The sequence below is a fragment of the Salinispora pacifica CNR114 genome, assembly GCF_000514775.1.
Taxonomy (GTDB): domain Bacteria; phylum Actinomycetota; class Actinomycetes; order Mycobacteriales; family Micromonosporaceae; genus Micromonospora; species Micromonospora pacifica.
Map to the genome: position 1 here is coordinate 1 of NZ_AZWO01000063.1, position 18398 is coordinate 18398.

Consider the following 18398-nt stretch of genomic DNA (forward strand, 5'->3'; position numbering starts at 1 on the left):
CGCAGCCACCAAGACCAACAACTAAAGATCAACCAAACCAAGGTGGTCCAGCTTCAGCCGGACCACGGTGGTCAAGTTTGGGGCGGTGTTGACACAGTGCTACGGGATTCATCGGCTGTGGCTTTCGGGGTGCACCCTCGGTCTACGCCGGTGCCGCGTCTGCACCTGTCGACCGCACGCAACCGACGCGGTAGGTCTCTGACCAACGCCGTATTTCCCGCATGAACGATGAAAGCAGCGGCAGCAGGTGGGTGCCGGCGGCGGTGAGAGTGTAGGTACCGGCACCTGCGTCGTCAACGTGGTGCACTAAGCCACCGTCGCGCAGACGGCGCAGGGCGTCATTGAGGGATTTCGAACTCGGCGCCGGTCGGATCTCGCGCAGCAGCTCCGAGAATCGCATCGGCCGCTGGCCGAGGGTCGTGAGGATTTCCAGGCTCCACCGCTGTGCGCACAGTTTAATGGCGTCTTGCGCGTCCTGGAGGTCGTCGTCCATCCGCCTGCCCTCCCCGTCAAGGTCGGCCAGAGGGCGAGTCTAGGGGATCGACTGCTCTACGTGAACAACAAACTCACCTTGAGTCAAGCCAAGATCTTCACGATGTTGAGGAATCTCTTTGAGATGAGAGCGTGCTGGACACGAGACGGCCGCCCTTGGTGAGTGCATGCAACATGCCCACCAGCGCGCACCCGATGCTGGTCAGCCGGTAGGCGCTTGCAGTGACGATCAGGCCCCAGACCACCTTGCGCGGTTCGCGCCACAAAGCCCGATTGCCGCACGTCAGCACAGGTCTGCCCGCAATACCGCGCGGGTTGCCTCATCCGCTCCGCCAACGCCCCAACGGCGACCGCTACAGGCTACTCAACGCAAGAGACTTGCAAATGGCGGCGGGCCGACGCGGAGCTCCTCGGACGAGGGTCAGCGGTCTGAGGACCCTCGGTAGCGCAGCTCATGGTACGCGACCGCCAGAGCCTTTCGAGGCTTCCAAGTATTCGCTCTCTGTGGGCATAGCCTCACGAGTCCGACATCGACTTGCCGGATTGAAGCCGAAAAATTCACATTATCGGTAACCCCTGGGTGAGCACTTAGCAGTAATCACTGGGAGGTAAGCACGTTGCGGTAACTACGGGGGTCGGGTGTAGAGGTGGATCAGGCATTCGTGCGTGCAACTTCCACGACAGCGGGGCGACCAGGCGTCGCTGTCGCCACGAACCGTTCGGAGGCGGGACGGCAGATGACGAGCCGTAACAGACAGCGAAGTTCCACTATCCGATCACGAAGTCACCTGCTTCGGGCGGCGGGCTCAGCGATCGGCCTGATGCTGGCGGCCGGTGCGGGAGCTTGCGAGACCGTGAGCACCGGGCAAGAACCTTCTCCCACCGCCTCCGTCACTGTTTCCATACCCAGCCAGGATCCGCGTGGTGCTGCCGAAGATGCCGCGCTGGACGCGTACCGCGGCATGTGGGCCGCATACGCGAAGGCCGGCCTCACCGCCAACCCCGACGAGCCTGACCTCAGCAGGTTCGCCAGCGACGGCGCACTGAAGACGTTGCGGAATGGCCTGGCCACCTACCGAAGCAAGAAGCAGGTACTCAAGGGCGAGTACGTCCTCAACCCGCAGGCGGCCGAAGTTGCGCTCACCTCCTCACCCGTGACGGTGACAGTCACTGACTGCATCGATGACAGCAACTTCCTGGTCTACAACTTGTCGGGCGAGCCGATCAACGATGTGCCCGGGGGCCGGCAGAGTGCGCGGGCCACGGTCACGAACTTCGCGGCCGGCAGTTGGAAGGTCACCAGCTTCGGCGTCCAGGAGGTGGGGTCGTGCTGATGCGTCGCACCGCCCAATCCCTGATCGCCGCGGGCGCGGCAGCGATCGTGCTGGCATCCGGAAGCCCGGGATATGCCGACGGCGGCATCGGCGGGGTCAACTGCACGCAGAGCCCGTCGGCTCCCGAATGCGAGATTAGCGCCGGCACCCCCGGCGGGCCTGGCGGCTCCACCGGCGGCAACCAGGGCAGCGGCGGGTCCGATGACGGCTCGGATAGCGGCGGTGGCGATGGCTGCTACTGGGCGCCGGTCGACGGGGACTTCCCGCCCCCGCCGGGTAAGGGCCCAGCGGGCGGTTGGTATTCGTGGACCTGCGTGGGCAACGGGATTGGGTCGCAGGAGGTGCCGGTGTGGCTGGAGCAGGCCCCGGCGGTGAGCCTAGCGGCGTTGGCGCAGACAGCGCGTTCTCGGCTGCGCCTGCCCTCGCCGCAGATCCGCACGAATCCCGCGACGGCGCCGTTCGTGCTGGTGCAGGTGCCGGTGTGGCTGTGGGTAGACCCGGCCACGTGGGGTGCCCGGTCGGCGACCGCGTCGGTGCCAGGGGTGTCGGTCACCGCTACCGCGACACCGACGCAGGTGGTGTGGTCCTTCGGCGACGGCAGCGATGACCTGACGTGCGCTGGCCCAGGCAAGCCGTGGAGGCCGGGCACGGACCCGCGGGCGTCGTCGTCGTGCGGGCATACCTACTCCTTTTCGTCCGCTGCCGCGGCGGGGGCGGCGTTCCGACTGCGGGCGATGGTGACGTGGTCTGTCGCCTGGTCTGGTGCCGGTAGTGGCGGCACTCTCGCCCCGCTCACGACGACCTCGACGGTGTCCGTGCGGGTGGCGGAGTCCCAGGCGATCGTCGGGGGTGCTCGATGAGCGTCACCACGGACCGTCCCCGCGCGGCGGATGCTGCCGCCGTGGATCTGCCGCCGGTGTCCGCGGGTACGCGGCGGGTGGGGCGGCGCAGTGGGCGGCGTGTGGTCGCCGGGCTGCTGGTGGTCCTGGCGACGGTGGTGACGTTTTGGCAGGTGGATCTGCGCCGGCACGTTGACGAGCAGTTCCTCGCCGTAGCGCGGGACGTACCGGCGGGTCAGGTTATCGCCGACGCCGATGTGCGGGTGGTGCGGGTGGCGAACCCGTCCGGACTGGATCTCGTCCCGGCCGAGCGGCGTGGGGGGATCGTCGGCCGTTCGGCGGCGGTGCCGCTGGCGGCGGGGAGCCTGCTGGTATTGGCGCAAGTCGGGCCGGCGGCGTGGCCCGCGGCGGGGCAGGCGGTGATCGCGGTTCCGGTCAAGCCGGGCCGGGCCCCGACGAGCCTGACCGGCGGGTCGCGGGTGTTGGTGCTGGTCGCTCCGCCTGCGGGGGGACAGCAGGCGTCGCAGCAGAACAACGGTGTGCGCCGGGCGGTGGCCACGGTCGTGTCCGTGGCGGCGGGCGGGGACCAGGTGGGCACGCAGTTGGTGACGGTGCTGCTCGCCGCGGATTCGGCGGAAGCGGTCGCGGCGGCACCGGGAGACGTGTCGCTGGTGCAACTCGGCCCGTCCCAATGAGATGTGAGGAGGCGCGGGAGATGTTGGTGGTGGTGGCGTCGGTGTCCGGCGCGCCGGGGGCGTCAACGACAGCGTTGGGGATGGCGGCGTTGTGGCCGGAGCACCCGGCGTTGCTGGTAGAGGCTGATCCCGGCGGTGGGGTGGTCGCTGCGCGGTTCGGGCTGGCGCAGGAGCCGGGTCTGGCGTCCTTGGCGGCAGCGGCACGGCATGGTGAGAACACTGATGGGGCGGCGCCGTACGTGCAGCAGGTGCCGCTGGGCTTGCACGTCCTCGTCGGGCCGGGTGCGGCCGAGACCGCCGCGGGGGCGGTATCGGTCCTCGCTGGCCAGGCCGACGCGGTCGCGGGGTTGGCGCCGTCGGTGGTGGTCGCCGACGCGGGCCGCCTATACGCGCACAGCCCGGCTTGGGGCCTGCTGCGTTCCGCTGACGCAGTCGTGCTGGTTACCTGGGGGTCAACGGAGCACCTGGATCATCTGGACACCCGTCTGCCGGCGCTGCGTGCGGCTGTCGGGCTGGGTGGTGTCGGGCTGGCCGTCTCCGGCAGGTCCGCCTACGCCCCGGCCGAGATCAGTGGGCGCCTTGGTGTCCCGGTGTGGGCGCAGTTGCCCACCGACCGATGGGGCGCGGGCGTCCTCGCCGGGCGGATGACGNGGCGGGCGTGGACCCGTACCCGCCTCGCCCAGGCGCTGCGCGCCCTCGCCGCGTCCGTCGCGGTCGGCGGGCAGTTCTCTGGTGCGGCGCTGGAGGTCACGCGGTGACCGCCACGGCTCTCAACGGTGGCACGACCGCGGCGCCGCCGGATGTGTTGGCGCGGCTGCGCGCTCGGGTCAGCGACCGTCTGGCCGTGCACGGCGCGCAGCTTCCCGACGGTGAGCGCCACGCGGTGCTCGCGGGATATATCGCCGAGGAACTCGTCGTCCACGCTCGCGAGGACATCTCCGGCGGACGGCCGCCGCTCACTCCGCGGGCCGAGGCGGCCCTGGCCCGCGCTTTGCGGGACAGCTTCACGGGCCTGGGCGGGCTGCAGAGGTTGATCGACGACCCGCGGGTGGAGGACATCTTCGTCAACGGCTGTGACAACGTGTGGATCCGTACGACCGACGGGCAGGTGCGGCGAGTGCCGCCGGTGGCCGGCTCTGACGACGACTTGGTCGACCTTGTGCGGATAGCGGCGGCGCGCAGTGGGCAGGAGGAGCGCCGCTTCGACCGTGGTTCGCCCGGCCTGTCTCTGCGGCTGCCCGGCGGGCAACGCCTGTTCGCCGTGATGGCGGTGGCGAAACGGCCCTCGTTGTCGATCCGCCGCAACACCCTGCACCGGGTGACTCTGGACGACCTGCTGCGTCGCGGGGAGATCACGGTGGGGTTGCGGGAACTCATCCGGGCGCTGGTGCGAGCGCGTAAGAACATCGTGATCTGCGGAGGTGTCGGCGTCGGCAAGACCACCATGCTGCGCGCCGCCGCTGGCGCGATCAGCCCTAACGAGCGGATCGTCACCGTCGAGGACGCCTACGAACTCGGCCTTGACGAGGACATCGAGGCGCACCCGAACACCACCGCACTTCAGCAGCGGGAGCCGAACCTCGAAGGCGTCGGCGGCATCGACATGTCCACGATGGTGCGCTGGGGCCTGCGAATGCGCCCGGACCGGGTAATTGTCGGCGAGACCCGTGGCGCGGAGGCCGTACCCATGCTTCTGGCCATGTCGCAGGGCAACGACGGCAGCATGTGCACCCTGCATGCCTCTTCCAGCAAGCAGGCGCTGACCCGGCTGGCCATGTACGTCATGCAGGCGCCGGAGAAGCTGACCTTCGATGCCGCGAACGTGCTCATCGGCCAGGCGGTCGACTTCGTCGTCCACCTGGACGTCGCCACCGACGGCACCCGTGTCGTGTCGTCGGTCCGCCAGGTCCTGGAGACCGATGGCACCCAGGTCCCCTCCAACGAGATCTACCGCCCCGGCTCCGACCGGCGCGCCATCCCGGCCGCGCCGGTCCGCGCCGACACCCTCGACGAGCTCACCGCCGCCGGCCTCAACCCCAGCCTCCTCGTCCAGGACCGGTGGTGACCGTGGATCTGCTGCCGATCCTGCTCGGCCTGGGCTGCGCCGCCGGCCTTATCCTCGTCGCCGACGGGTTACGCCGCCGGCCACCCGGCACCCCGGCCGCCTGGACATGGCGGCGGTGGACCTCGGCCGACCGTTCCCGCCTCCTCGCGGCCGTCGTGGCGGGCTTCGGTGCGGCAGCACTGACCCGCTGGCCGGTCGCGGCGCTGCTGACCGCCGCCGCGGTGTGGGCACTACCCCGCGTCCTCGGCCCCGATCGGGAACATATCCGCGCGACCGCCCGGATCGAGGCGATCGCTACCTGGGCCGAGCTGCTGCGCGACACCCTGTCCTCGGCCGCTGGCCTGGAGCAGGCAATCACCGCCACCGCCCCGGTAACACCGCAGCCAATCCGCCCCCAGGTGCAGGCCCTCGCGGGGGCGGTACGCGGGGGAGCACGGCTGCCCGACGCGCTGCGCGCGTTCGCCGCCGACCTCGCCGACCCCACCGCCGACCTCGTCGTACGCGCCCTGACGCAGGCCTCCGGCTACCACGGCGGGCAGTTGTCCCAGTGCCTGACCAGCCTCGCCGCCACCGCCCGCGAGCTCGCCAGCATCCGGATGCGGGTGGCCACCAAACGGGCCGCGACCCGCACCGCCGCCCGGGTCATCACCGGCACGTCAGTGGCGATGGTCGCCGGGCTGATCCTGCTCAACCGCGGCTTTCTCGCCCCCTACCGCAGCGTCACCGGCCAGCTTGTACTCCTTGTTGTCGGGGCGGTGTTCGCCGGCGGATTCTGGTGGCTGGCCCGCACCTCCCGCGTCCCGCAACCACCACGAGTTCTCTCGACGGACCACCCCGGGCAGGTGGCGTGATGGCCGCCTTCGTGTTGGCGTGCGGCGTCGTCGCCGGGCTCGGCCTGGTCCTGGCCGGCACCGGCCTGCATCCAGCCCGGCCCAGCCTCGCCCAGGCCCTCGACGCCCTGCGCCGCACCCCGGCTGCCCTGGAAGAGCCAGTGGGGGCCAGAACCCGGCTACTCGCCGCGCCCCTGCGCGCCCTCGGCCTACCCCGCCAGCGGATGCGCGCCGACCTCGCCGTCCTGCAACGACCGACCGCCGCCCACCTGGCCGACCAAGCCCTCGCGGTCCTCGCCGGCCTGCTCCTGCCCCCGGTCGCGATAGCCGTGCTCGCCTCCGGCGGGGCCAACTTCGCCGCCGGCATGCCGCTATGGGCGTCACTTGCCGGCGCCGCTGGCGGCTGGTGGCTGGCCGAGACCACTGTGCACGCTGAGGCCCAGCGACGCCGCGACGAACTGCGCTACGCCCTGTCCGCCGTACTCGACCTCGTCGTCATCTCCCTCGCTGGCGGCGCCGGACTCGAACAAGCCCTCGACGACGCCTGCGCCGACACTCACGGCTGGGCCGCCGGACGCCTAAACCGTGCCGTGGCCACCGCCCGGCTGCTGCGCATCCCACCCTGGCAGGCCCTCGGCCAGCTCGGCGAGGACATCGGCGTCGTCGAACTCCAGGAACTCGCCGCGACGATGAGCCTCGCCGGTACCGAAGGCGCCCGTATCCGCGACTCCCTCACCATCCGCGCCGCCACGCTGCGCGCCCACCAATCCGCCGCCCTAGAGGCCAGAGCCAACTCCGCCACCGAACGCATGTCTATGCCGGTCATGCTCCTGGCCGCCGCCTACATGCTGTTCCTCCTGTACCCGGCTGTCACCGCCGTGGACAGCTTCTGATCCCGACACACCAGAAGGAGAAGCGCCATGCACCCCAACAAGCTGATGGCCCTGCTGACCCTGGCACACCTCACCCTCACCGACCGGGTACGCCGGCTTCGTGACTCCGGCGACCGGGGCAGCGAGACCACCGAAAAAGTCATGTGGATCGCGCTACTCGTCACCCTCGTTCTGGCTGTCTACGCCATCTTCCAAAGCAAGATCATCGACAAGATCACCGGGATCGACCTCTAACCGTGGACCGCACCCGAGGCAGGCGATTCCGATTCGGTGGTGACCGCGGGTCGATCACCACCGAGGTGGTCCTCTACGCGCCCCTGCTGTTCCTTCTCGTCCTCGTCGGCGTGCAGTTCGCCCTGTGGGCCCTGGCCCAACTCGGCGTCCAGCACGCCGCCAACCACGCCCTGCAAACCACCAGGGTGTCCGACGGCACCGCCGCCGCCGGCCACGCCGACGCCGCCGAAGTGCTACACCAGGTCGCCGGCCAGGTCGTCGTTGACCCGAGCGTGTCGGTCACCCGTACCGCCGACACCGCCACCGTGGCCGTGGCCGGCCGGGTGCCGGCCGTCGTGCCGTTCCTGCACCTGCGGGTCAGCACCCAGGCCAGCGCCCCGGTCGAGCGTTTCCGCCCCCTCGCCCTATCGGTGGCCCCCTGGCAGTCCGGAGTAGAGAAGGACCCCACATGACCCGCCAGCGGAGCCGCAACGGAGACCCACTTCGCCGCCGGTCGATTCGGCTGCGGGGAGACAGTGGTTCGGTCAGCGTCGAGATGGCGCTAAGCTACGTACCGCTGATGGTCCTGGCCGCCCTCGCGGTGGTGGCGTGCCTGCGCCTGGCCTCGGCTGCCATCGACGTCAACTCCGCCGCCTCCGCCGCGGCCCGCCAGGCGTCCCTCGCCCGCACGCCCGGCGAGGCCCGCGCCGCTGCCGCCGACGGCGCCTCCGCAACCCTGGCGGGGCGGCCCTTCACCTGCCAGCCGTCCACCGTCACCGTCAACCCCGGGGCGTTCGTCCCCGGTGGGCAGGTCAGCGTCACCATAGCGTGCACCGTCCGCCTCGAAGACCTCTACGGCCTCGGCCTGCCCGGCGCGATCACCATCCGAAGCACCTCATACCAACCCCTCGACACCTACCGTGGGACAACGGGCCCATGATCCGGGTGCGTAGCCGCTTTCGGCAGGCCCGTCATGACGACCGCGGCCAGATCACGCCGTGGACGATCTTCGGCGTCGTCATCGTCCTCATCCTCGCTGGCCTGGTCCTCGACCTGGGCCTAGGCATGTCGGACAAGGTACGGCTGCTCGACGTCGCACAGGCCGCCGCCCGGGCGGGTGCCCGCGAGATCGACCTCGCCACCTACCGGGCCATCGGTGCCGTCCAACTCCAGCCCGCCCAGGCCGCCGCAGCCGCACGGAGTTTCGCCCAACAGACCGGCACCGATGGACAGGTCAGCGTATCCGCCACCCCCACCGCCGTCACCGTCACTATCAGCAGCACCCGGCCCACACAGCTGCTGCACCTCGTTGGGATCACCGCCCTGCCGGTGTCCGCGACCGCCACCGCCCTCCCTCTGACCGGCATCACCGCACCGAACTGACCAGGACCGCCACGCCACGACCGGGAGCCCCCAGTGTTCGCATTCCTCGCCGCCACCACCCGCCGGCTGGCCGGACTCGGAATCCTGACGCTGCTCACCGCCGGCGTGCCGTACGCGCTCATTCGATACGTCGGCTGGCCACTACCCCACCAGGTCCCCACCTGGCAGGACATCGGCGCCGCTCTCACCTCACCGCTGACCGACGCCATGCTCGGCAACGCCATCGTGTGCCTGCTCTGGGCAGTGTGGGCGGCGTTCATCTGGTCGCTGATCGCCGAGGTCGCCGAAACCATCACGGGCATCCGCCTACCACAACCCCGAGCCATCGCGCCGGCCCGCGGACTCGCCGCCATCCTGGTGGCCGCAATCAGCGGCGGCGTCCTCGCCACCGCGGCCCAAGCCGCACCAACCCTCACCCCGCCAGCACAGGCGACAACCGTCCACACCAGCGCCACCGCCGCGGCCCCGGCAACCACCGTACGGCTGGTAGGCACGGATGGGCACCACACACAGACCTGGCAGAATGCCGCATCGACGTCCGCCCTGCCGATCATGGGCGATCCGGTGCCGGCCCGACTGGTAACTGGCCACGTGACGCTCGTGTCATCCGGGCAGACCTACACCTGCGAGGTGCGGCGCGGGGACACCCTGTCGAAGATCGCCCAGCAGTGGCTCGGCGACGCCGCCCGCTGGCCGGAGATCTTCGCCCTAAACCGGGGCACCCACTTCCGCGACACCGGCGGAACCCTCACCAACCCGAACCTGATCTACCCAGGCTGGACCTTAGAGCTGCCAGACGACGCCACACCACCAGCCGACACGCTGCCACCTGCCGGCACCGAGGCCACGGCACCCGGGCAATCAGCACCCGCTACCGAACCACCAGCACCGACGCAGCCCCCGCAAACCGGCCATCCCCCGTCGGCGGACCCGTCCCCCAGCTCCACCACTCAAGTCCACAACGGTGATGACAACGTGGTGGAACCCGGGCCTCCGCCGGCCGCCACCGCCACCGCCACACCGTCTAATCCCCCACCAGCCTCTGGCAGCACGGTGGCCACCCCCGAGATGCCGTCTGAGGAACAGGCCCTCACACCCAGGCCGAAACCATCGCCGGGTGTCTCACTGGTCACCGGCAGTTGGCTCGACCTAGGTCTGGTTGCCGCGATCCTCGGAGCCGTCGCGCTCGTCTGGGCACACCGCCGCCGCCGCTATAACCCTCGGCCGCCCGCAGCCGAGCTGCGCCTAGATGACGCGACCGTCGAGCCGATGCCCAAGGTGATCACCCGGATCCGTCGTGGCCTGCGCCGCCCGACGCCGCCCCGGAAGACGGTCCCGGACACTCCGCTCGACGAACTCATCACAGATCCTGACGCGGACGAGCCAGACGTAACCGACGGCACGCCCCAGGTCACTCAGACGGCGGCCACGCCGAAGCCGGTCACGCCCGCAGTGGCCAGCCCAGTGATGGAGGTCTGGCCACCAGCCGGACTCGGGCTGACCGGACCTGGCGCCGAGGGGGCAGCCCGAGGCTTCCTGGTAGCCGCGCTCGCGGCGGGGGGGCTCGACGAGCCCAACGGTCGCGGCTACGTCGTCATCCCCTCCGGCACCCTCGCCACCCTGCTGGGTGCCGCCGCCGTCGCCGTGCCGGACACGCCCCGGCTGAGCGTGACCGGCGGGCTCACCGACGCCCTGACGCTCCTGGAGGAGCAGACCCTGCACCGCACCAGGATGTGCTTTGATAACGAGGTAGCCACCATCACTGGCCTGCGGGAAGCGGACCCGATGGCCGAACCCGTGCCGCCGCTGGTGCTGATCGCCGACACCACCGCCGCCCACGAACGCGCCCGCATCGCCGCGCTACTTGCCCAGGGCCAGCGCCTCGACATCCATGGGGTCCTGCTCGGTGCCTGGCCCGACGGTGACACCGTCGTCGTGGCTGACGATGGTGTGACCAGCCCCGCCGTAGGCGATGCGAACCGGCACGGCCGGCATCCCGCCGACGTCGGCCGCCTCACCGTGATCGGCCCGACCGAGACAGCCGACCTACTGCGGGTTCTCGCCGAGTCTCACACCGGCGAACCCCAGCCACCGGCACCCACCGAGCCTGCGGCACGGCCCACCGCCGACGCCGGTCCGGCCGACGTCGGCAACGCGACGGTCCAGAACGACGACGAGGCCGCATCACTCACTGATCCGGCCGAGCCCGACGATGAACCAGACACCGCCACTAGCACCACCTCACCTCCCAATCACCGAGCCGGCACCGATGTGGTGGTCGAATCGCCCGCCCATGACGACCGCGTAGAACCCGAGAAAGACGCCGCCCAACTGGCGGACAGCGAGGCCGCCGAAGTCGGGCGGGTCGAGGTGCGAGTGCTTGGGGACGCCCACATCATTGATATCGACACCACGCAGCCGTTGCGCGGCAAATCTCTGGAGCTACTGGTCTACCTGGCCGTTCGGGGTGGGACCGCGAGCCAGGAGGCGATTTTGGAGGACCTACTGCCAGAGGCCACGAGCAGTAAGGCTCCGCACAGGCTCCACACCTACGTCTACAACCTGCGCCGAGTCCTCAAGCAGACCGGCGGCCCTGCCACCTACCTGTCCCACCCGGACCGCCGCTACATCCTGCACCGCGACGCCGTCGATGTGGACCTGTGGCGGATGAGCGACGCTGTCGACGAGGCGAACCGGGCCGCCAATCCCGCCGACAGGACATCCGCCCTGCGTCGCGCCGTTGACGCCTACCAAGGCCCGCTCGCCAACAACAAAGGATACGAGTGGATCGAGCCCTATCGGGAGGCCGTGCAGCGGCAGGCAGTCGACGCCGCACTCGCGCTCGCCGACGAACTCGACCAACCCGCCGAGGCGCTCGCCGTCCTCACGACCGTGATGGGGTACAGCCCCTACGCCGAGACGCTGTACCAGGCGGCCATGCGCGCCCACGCTGCGCTCGGCGACCCCGCGGCGATCCGCGACCTGCAGCGTCAGCTAGCCCGGTCCCTCGACGAAATCGATACCGAGGTCAGCGACGAGACAACTGCCCTGGCACGCTCGTTGGTGAACCGGCTGCAGCACGGCCCCCGTGTGAGTGGTGAGGGCACACCCCTTTCATGAGTACCTGCCGGGACAGGGGACGGCTCTGTCCCGCTTCAGCCCGATGCCGTACCGACTTTCCGGAGTTCCGGGGCTGCCGGTTGTCGTCCTAAACTCCAGACCGATGGTGCGATGGCGGCAGTCAGGGTTTGGTGCCGTCGGGGTAGGTGAGGCTGATCAGGCGGCGGAGCAGGGTGATGGTCTCGTCGTCACCGTCGTCGGCGGTCACGACAATGCCTTCGGTGGTTCCTGGTGTGCGGGTTAGCACGTAGATGGCGCCGTCGGTGTCGACCGCGTCGATGATTCGGGCCTCGACCCGTTCCCCTGTTTCACGCTCGATGGTGACCGGGTACATGAACAGGTAGGCGAGAGCCTTGGTCTGGGATGGGCGTCCGGCTTTGAGGGCGATGGCGGCCTGGTGGGATGGGTGGTGCGCTTCGTCGGTGATCTGCCGAAGCGCGGCGACCGGTCCGTCCGGCTCGTTCTGCCACCGCGCGGGCTCGACGAGCAGCGGGACAACGTTGACGGCGCGGGCGGTCGGGCCGGGGTGGCCGGGCACTGGGGTTTCCCGGAGCCAGGCGAACAACACCGGCCCTGGCCAGTTGTACTTCGCTGCTGCATGTGCGTCGATGCCGTGTAGGCAGTGGACGATGGCGTCGCGTTGATGTGCTGACAGCATCAGGATTCCTTCCTCGAAGGTGTGGCTGGACGGTTGTCGACCCTGGTGGTCGTGACGACGATTCAGGCGTGACTCCACGCTGGGATCAAGTCGTTCGTCCAGCCGATTCGGTGGGCGCGGGTCGACACCGCCCGCCTGCCAGCGGCGGTGTAGACGGTGCCGACCCTGGCGTCGCCTCAGGTGTTGCGCAGTGCGGTGGCGGCGGCGCGAGCGATGAGCCTGCCGGCGTCGCCGGGGTCGCCGAGGACGGTGGCGTGGGCGCCTTTGAGCGGGCGGGAGTTGGGCGGTCCGAGCCAGAGCAGACCACAGCCGGCGCGGACGAGACGGTCCAGACGTTTCTGGCCCTCGGTGATCTCGCCCGCGATGAACTCACCGTCGCTGACCACGACGAGCAGCCGCGCGCCACCGCGCAGGTCGGCCAGGCCGAGAGCGGCGTCGAGGGCGTCCACCGCGAGGGGGAAGCCCTGCGTGTTGCCCTCCTCGCCGAACAGGTGGACCCTCTCGGGTGGCTGGCCTGGACGGGTCACGGCGGTGACGTACTGGCCGAAGGTGACGGTGGCGCTCGTGCCGCCGGCCCAGGCGGTGGCCTGGGCGGTGATCCACGCCGCTGAGGCGATCGGCCCGGCGAACGCCTCCACCGACGGGGAGACATCGGCGACGATCCCGACGTGGATCGGCGGCTGTGGTACCCGGCGACGTTCGGTACGCCGCCACGGCTCGGAGGTGGGGATCTGTCCGGCGGCGCGTTGCGCGTCGGCGGCGAGCGCGGCGCGGGTAACGAGCCGGCCGGGCGGGGTCACCGAGGTGGTTACCGCGTCGGTCGGTTCCCGGTAGGCGGCCTCCCGCAGGGCGCGGGCGAGCTGCCGCGCGGCGGTACGCTCATCGTCGCTGGGCTGTCGGGTCTGACTCCGAGGAGGTTGCTTGCGGACCAGCGGGTTCCCGTTGGTGCTCGCGCCACCTCCGCCGCCGGTACCTCCGTCACCGCCGAAGATCGCGCTGGCCGCGTCTCGGGACCGCTTCTGCTGGTCGGCTTCTGCCTTGCGTTGCTGAGACCGCTGTTGGGCACGGGCGGCGGCAGCGGCGGCGGCCTGGGCGGCTTCGGCATCGTGGACGGCCACGGCACCGACGACGGAGGTAGCCGCCTTGCGGAGCACTCCCCCGCCGGCTGGGCCGCCATCTCCGCTGCCCTGTCCACTGCCGCCCTGCCCGTTGCCTGAGCGCGCCTGGCCGGGGCCGGGTGAGGGCGGTGGGCTGTCGGGGTCGACGCCGAGGGCCTCGCACCAGCGTCGGCCGAGGGCGAGCATGGCGTCGGTGTCGTCGTCGGGCACCTGGTGCGCGTCGCTCCAGATGCTGCTGAGGGTCTTGAGCAGGGCCGGGCGCAGGATCCGGGCGACCGCGCGGCGGAGCTGTTCTGCCTCGTCTGGGTCGATGACGCCGGCGTCGACCCTGGCGAGAACGAGCGCGGCGCTGGTGGCGGCGGCCCACGGGTCGTCGGTGGTCGGGATGTCGTCGAGCAGGATCTTGGTGACGGCGGCGCGGAGCCAGCGGTGGTCACCGGGTCTGCGGCGTAGCTGGGCGGCTTCGATGCGGGACTCCTCCAGCAGCGCGGCGGCCTCGGCCACCCGGACGGGTCCGGTGCCGAACTCCCAGCGGGTGTGCCGGGAGTGGGCGGCCTCGTGCACCAGCAGCCCCCAGGCGACGGGGTACTTCTCCCGGGCGTCGGGGTCGTGCGGGTCCACCGAGCGGGGATCGATGCCGAGGTACCTGCCGTCGATCTCGAGGGTGGCGCGTTCGCGGATGAAGCAGGCTGGTGCGCCGGCGCCGGCGCCGGGTTCGATGACCACGAGGAGGTCCTCGCGGCCGGCGATCGGGGGGATGTGCGCGCTGAGTGCGGCCGACATGCGCAGCCAGGCGTGGTCGGCCGGCAGCGGGGTGGATGCGGCGTCCGGGTCCGGGTTGAGGTGTTTCGACAACGACATGGGTGTGCCTCCGTTCCGGGGGTTAGAGCTGGTTGCCGAGGGCGAGGGGCTGGATCTTGGCTCGGGCGAAGGTTTTGCAGACGGCCTTGTGGACCACCTCGCGGTCCTCGACCGGGGCGAGGCCGATCAGGTTGGCTATGGCGGTGTCGATCCCGAGCACGTCGGTGATCCGCTTGAAGGCGAGCAGTTCGCGGAGCTGGGGTGCCCAGCCGATCTCGCCGCTGTCGTGCTGGGTGGCGAGGTTGCGGGCGGCGCGGACCATCCGGAGGTCGACGCCGAGCGCGGCGGCTAGGTCGTAGTCGCTAGAGACCTTGACCTGGGTGGAGAACCGCGAGGAGAGGGCTTCGGTCAGCACGGCGCCGTGCACGCCGGGGTTGTGGCCGGCGACGACGTAGAAGCCGGGGGCGGCGGTGACGACCCGGCCGGCGGCGGCCTTGAGGATGATCTGCCGTCGGCCGTCCATGGCCGGGTAGACCACGGCGAGGACCTTCGGCTGGATCAGGGTGGCGTCGTCGATGAACAGCACCCCGCCGGATTCCATAGCTCGTGGCAGCGGGCCGGGCACGAATTCGTAGCCGCCGCTGTCGGTGGGCACGTAGTCGCCGACGATGTCGCCGACGGTGGTGTCGCCGTCGCCCGGAACTGTGTAGAGGTCGGTGCCGAACGCGGCCTCGATCAGCGAGGTCTTGCCGGTGCCGGGCGGCCCGTAGAGCAGCACGGGCACGTCGGCCTCGCGCAGGTCCCGCAGCACGTCGACGTCGGGGCGCTTGGCCAGCAGCCGTGGGTAGTACAACTGCCCGTTCGGGCGCCGCACCGGCCCCGTGGTCGGCTTCTTCCGCGCGGGCGCCGCCGGCATCGTGGGTCGCGCGGTCGCAGCCACCGGCTGGGTGGGGCTGGTGGCTGCCGCCGGGCGTGGGGCTGGGGCAGCCGGCCGGGCGGCGGACGCGGGTCGAGCGGTGCTGCCTTGTGGTGCGGGCGGTATCAGCGTCGGGTTCGCCCGGTGCTCCCTTAGCCCGGCCGGGGTGATGCGGTACTGCTTCGGCGAGCTTGGCAGGAGTTCGGCGTGGCCGCGCCCGACGAGCCGGTCGCACGCCTGACCGATCGCGCCAGAGGACCGGCCGACGAGGACCCCGGCGATGTCGCCGACATCCAGGGCGACGCCGGTGCGGCTGGCCAGGACCGCGAGGACCTGGTTCTGCAGCTCGCCCGCGCGTAGCCTCGGCAGCCCGCTGACCGCGTTGATCACGTTGCCGCCGGCCGCGCCGGCAGATGTAGCGGGTGTATTCGTTGTCGGTGTCGCCATCGCCGGTCCCCTGACGCCGTCACTCGGTGCAGCGGACACACGACTACCGCTGCCGCTCTCGCTGATCAAGTCGCGTTCGGGGCTGTTGTGCGCCGGTGTGGGTAAAGAGTCCATCCGTTGTTCCTCCTGAGAAATGGGCAGGAGGTGGCCACGCCTCCGGCGTGGCCACCTCCTGGTCGGGAATGGGGTTGGTGCCGCGCCGAACCGCCGTCAACAGGCGGGGCGGACAACCGGTGGCGGTGCCGAAAGCGGGCGTCGGTCAGCTACGGATGACGCCGCAGGAACGGGTGGAGCTGGTGCCGCTCGCCGGAGTGTCCGGACGTCGAGCGGAGTCGGGCTCGGGTGGCGTGGGTGCGCCGGTCACGGATTACGTGCTCTGCCACACCCAGCGGTTGCCGGTGCCGTTGAGGCCGTCACGCGTGCCGCGCGATACGACCTGACCACGCTCGTTGATGACCTCGACGCGCCAGATCACCGACAGGGTGCGGTACTCGCGCTGCACGTGGTGTTGCACCGCCGTCAGGCCAGGGAAAAGGGTCCCTATACCGGCGGGTACCTCGCTGACGGGGTGAACGCTCGGGTTTCCCTCCAGGTACCGATGCCCTCGGACGGATACCGCGAGGATCCTGAGCATCTCGCCTCCTTTCTTCGGGTAGAGGAACTGCGTTTTTAGGGGCTTGCCCTGCGCCTTGGCCGTGCCTGCCCGCAGTACGGGCCTCGCCCGGGTGGGCGAGTACAGCTCGGGGCGCGCCGGGTCGGGTGGCTGGCCGGGTTCTACTCCGGCCGCTCCTCCCACGTCCACGTACCGGCGCCAACGGCGAACATGTCGTCGTCGTCCGGGTGGAAGCGCCAGGTCGTTGATGGTTCCCGTGATGCCGCTCATCGGTTATGGGCGTCCCAGCAGCGGTTGTACGTGAGCGGGGTATTCGTAGCCGTCGTCCCACGGGAACCTGGAGTGCGTGTCCGGCCACACGATCTGCTGGAGGCGCACGCGATCCTTGCCGTACCGGGCGTGGGCCGCACCGGGATGCAGCGCGTCGGTGGCGGGTCCCTCGACGATGATCGCGTCGTAGCCGGCGAGCAGGTCGGCGACGCGTTGGCCGTGGGTGAACCGCTCGGCCCGGGAGGAGACGCGTGCGGCCATGTCGTTGAGCAATTCCTGGGCGGTGAGCGGGTCGAGGCCGGCGATGACCAACTCAGGGAGATCGTGCTCGGTCAGGCCGACGGTGTAGGCGAACGTGGAGCCGCTCTCCCCGAGATCGGGTAGTACGGCGGTCACTGCCCAGCCGAACTCGTTGATGAGACGTTGTTGGTTTTGGAGGAACTCCTCGAGGGGTGGCACCTTGTTTTCTTTCTTGTTTAGCGGGTGAGGATGGAGACGGCGTCGCCAAGAAGCAGCGGGGCACCGTCTGGCCCCTTGATGTGCTTGTGGACCCAGATGCGATACCGCCGACCGTCAGCATCGAAGAGGTGACGCCAGTGGCCTCGCACAAAGAACCGGACCCGGTAGTGCCATTTCGCTTCACCGGTGTTGCGGTCGGTGACGGGTTTGCGTCGGCGCAGCATGACGACGCGGGTCAGGTGGCCGACCTTGTCTCGTTGGGCGCGGCGGCGGGCGGCGCGGTCGAGGGGTGGGGCGGATACGGTGGCGAGGGGTTGGGCCTGGATGACCCAGAACGCGTAGGCGACGGCGGCGACCGCGTTGACCCGGACGGTCGACTCGTCGATGCAGAACCGCCCGTCCGGGGCTGGTTCCCACTCGATGTCGTCATCATCGAACGGGGCAAGGTCGGAACGGGCTTCGACCGGTTTGCCCACGGGAATCCGGGCCGGTAAGGCCAGCACGTACGGGCCGAAGTCCGCCGCGAGTTGTGCGTCCTGATCGCACTGGGCTCGGAGGCGGGCGGCGCTGGGGTCGAGCGGATCGTTACGGTCGGCCCAGCCGGTGATCCACCAGTCGGTGCTTCCGGTGCCGATGTTGTGCATCTTGGCCCAGGTGACCGCGCCTATCGATGTGACCTGGCCGTGTATTCCACGGTAGTAGATCGGTTCGGGCAGGAAGAGGACGCCGCTGTCGCTGGGGGCGATGTCGTCGGGGATGAGGTCGCCGGTCAGGTCGAGTGCCTCGGCGGCGGCGGCCACGATCGCGGTCATCTCGGGGGCCAGCACGTAGGAATCGCCGAGTTGCCACGGCTGGTGGGCGAGCTTGTCGATGGCCGCGAGCACCTTCGGCGGGGTCGTCGCAACGGTCTCCTCGAACGCGGCGTCGAGGTATGCCTTCAGGTACTGCTGGGCGAAGCGGGTACGGCTGTAGTCGACCATCCGTGACTTGAGGTGGACGGCGGCACGGGCGTAGCCGGCCAGGGTTGTCTCTTGGTAGAAGGTCAAGGCGCCTCCATGGGGGTTGTCGAACCGGCGGCGGGATCTGCCCCGGTCGCTGCTCTGTTCGGGACGTCAGGCCGCGAGGCCGAGGGTGGCCATGGGCTGCCGGCGGGGCAGCGGTACCGGCGTCGGCGGAACGGGGCGCGCGGGCCGGAACCAGCCGACGAACCTCTGCGCGGCGGCAGCGACGCCGATGACGCGGGCGCGTCCCG

At 70.3% G+C, this 18398-nt stretch carries 19 protein-coding genes; 12 read left to right on the forward strand and 7 right to left on the reverse strand.

The annotated features are described in order from the left end of the window. Positions 1 to 142: 142 nt before the first annotated feature. Positions 143 to 493, reverse strand: coding sequence for a winged helix-turn-helix transcriptional regulator (locus tag B118_RS0124015; RefSeq protein ID WP_028193601.1), 351 nt, complete (start codon positions 491 to 493; stop codon positions 143 to 145). Between the two features lie 853 nt (positions 494 to 1346). Here B118_RS0124015 and B118_RS0124020 point away from each other — a divergent pair. The 12 genes from B118_RS0124020 to B118_RS0124075 all read left to right on the forward strand — a co-directional run bounded on the left by B118_RS0124020 (position 1347) and on the right by B118_RS0124075 (position 11864). Then, positions 1347 to 1826: a hypothetical protein gene (locus B118_RS0124020; RefSeq protein WP_238324139.1), complete on the forward strand. Its 480-nt coding sequence runs from the start codon at positions 1347 to 1349 to the stop codon at positions 1824 to 1826. Then, positions 1820 to 2686, forward strand: a complete 867-nt coding sequence (locus B118_RS0124025; RefSeq protein WP_080678160.1) for a hypothetical protein — start codon at positions 1820 to 1822, stop codon at positions 2684 to 2686. Before B118_RS0124020 ends, B118_RS0124025 begins: the two co-directional genes overlap by 7 nt. Continuing rightward, the gene (locus B118_RS0124030) at positions 2683 to 3360 is read left to right on the forward strand and encodes an SAF domain-containing protein (protein ID WP_080678161.1); all 678 of its coding nucleotides are present in this window, start codon (positions 2683 to 2685) and stop codon (positions 3358 to 3360) included. The genes B118_RS0124025 and B118_RS0124030 overlap by 4 nt, the downstream gene beginning before the upstream one ends. 20 nt (positions 3361 to 3380) lie before the next feature. Beyond that, positions 3381 to 4118 carry a MinD/ParA family ATP-binding protein gene (locus tag B118_RS0124035; RefSeq protein WP_028193605.1) on the forward strand — a complete coding sequence of 246 codons (738 nt, stop codon included), beginning with the start codon at positions 3381 to 3383 and terminating at the stop codon, positions 4116 to 4118. Beyond that, complete coding sequence (locus tag B118_RS0124040; RefSeq protein WP_028193606.1) at positions 4115 to 5425, forward strand: TadA family conjugal transfer-associated ATPase; 1311 nt, start codon at positions 4115 to 4117, stop codon at positions 5423 to 5425. The genes B118_RS0124035 and B118_RS0124040 overlap by 4 nt, the downstream gene beginning before the upstream one ends. 2 nt (positions 5426 to 5427) lie before the next feature. After that, complete coding sequence (locus B118_RS0124045) at positions 5428 to 6276, forward strand: type II secretion system F family protein (protein WP_028193607.1); 849 nt, start codon at positions 5428 to 5430, stop codon at positions 6274 to 6276. Then, complete coding sequence (locus B118_RS0124050; protein ID WP_028193608.1) at positions 6276 to 7148, forward strand: type II secretion system F family protein; 873 nt, start codon at positions 6276 to 6278, stop codon at positions 7146 to 7148. Before B118_RS0124045 ends, B118_RS0124050 begins: the two co-directional genes overlap by 1 nt. Before the next feature lie 27 nt (positions 7149 to 7175). After that, positions 7176 to 7382: a hypothetical protein gene (locus B118_RS0124055; RefSeq protein ID WP_028193609.1), complete on the forward strand. Its 207-nt coding sequence runs from the start codon at positions 7176 to 7178 to the stop codon at positions 7380 to 7382. A gap of 2 nt (positions 7383 to 7384) precedes the next feature. After that, a complete protein-coding gene (locus tag B118_RS0124060) occupies positions 7385 to 7834 on the forward strand; it encodes a TadE/TadG family type IV pilus assembly protein (RefSeq protein WP_028193610.1) in 450 nt (149 codons plus the stop codon). Continuing rightward, complete coding sequence (locus B118_RS0124065) at positions 7831 to 8301, forward strand: TadE/TadG family type IV pilus assembly protein (protein WP_028193611.1); 471 nt, start codon at positions 7831 to 7833, stop codon at positions 8299 to 8301. The genes B118_RS0124060 and B118_RS0124065 overlap by 4 nt, the downstream gene beginning before the upstream one ends. After that, on the forward strand, positions 8298 to 8744 hold the full coding sequence (locus B118_RS29155) for a pilus assembly protein TadG-related protein (protein ID WP_043541970.1): 447 nt from the start codon (positions 8298 to 8300) through the stop codon (positions 8742 to 8744). The genes B118_RS0124065 and B118_RS29155 overlap by 4 nt, the downstream gene beginning before the upstream one ends. Before the next feature lie 33 nt (positions 8745 to 8777). Further along, the gene (locus B118_RS0124075) at positions 8778 to 11864 is read left to right on the forward strand and encodes a BTAD domain-containing putative transcriptional regulator (RefSeq protein WP_028193612.1); all 3087 of its coding nucleotides are present in this window, start codon (positions 8778 to 8780) and stop codon (positions 11862 to 11864) included. A gap of 121 nt (positions 11865 to 11985) precedes the next feature. Here B118_RS0124075 and B118_RS0124080 read toward each other — a convergent pair whose 3' ends face one another. From B118_RS0124080 to B118_RS33275, 6 genes are all read right to left on the reverse strand, one after another. Continuing rightward, on the reverse strand, positions 11986 to 12522 hold the full coding sequence (locus B118_RS0124080) for a hypothetical protein (RefSeq protein ID WP_238324140.1): 537 nt from the start codon (positions 12520 to 12522) through the stop codon (positions 11986 to 11988). A 176-nt stretch (positions 12523 to 12698) separates the two neighbouring features. Beyond that, complete coding sequence (locus tag B118_RS0124085) at positions 12699 to 14501, reverse strand: hypothetical protein (RefSeq protein WP_028193614.1); 1803 nt, start codon at positions 14499 to 14501, stop codon at positions 12699 to 12701. Positions 14502 to 14523: 22 nt separating this feature from the next. Beyond that, positions 14524 to 15804: an AAA family ATPase gene (locus tag B118_RS0124090; protein WP_238324141.1), complete on the reverse strand. Its 1281-nt coding sequence runs from the start codon at positions 15802 to 15804 to the stop codon at positions 14524 to 14526. A gap of 367 nt (positions 15805 to 16171) precedes the next feature. After that, positions 16172 to 16687, reverse strand: a complete 516-nt coding sequence (locus tag B118_RS33270; protein WP_238324142.1) for a hypothetical protein — start codon at positions 16685 to 16687, stop codon at positions 16172 to 16174. Between the two features lie 3 nt (positions 16688 to 16690). Then, entirely contained in the window at positions 16691 to 17146 is a 456-nt protein-coding gene (locus B118_RS0124100; protein ID WP_028193320.1) for a DUF4262 domain-containing protein, read from the reverse strand. A 17-nt stretch (positions 17147 to 17163) separates the two neighbouring features. Then, the gene (locus B118_RS33275; protein WP_028193321.1) at positions 17164 to 18192 is read right to left on the reverse strand and encodes a hypothetical protein; all 1029 of its coding nucleotides are present in this window, start codon (positions 18190 to 18192) and stop codon (positions 17164 to 17166) included. Between the last annotated feature and the right edge of the window lie 206 nt (positions 18193 to 18398).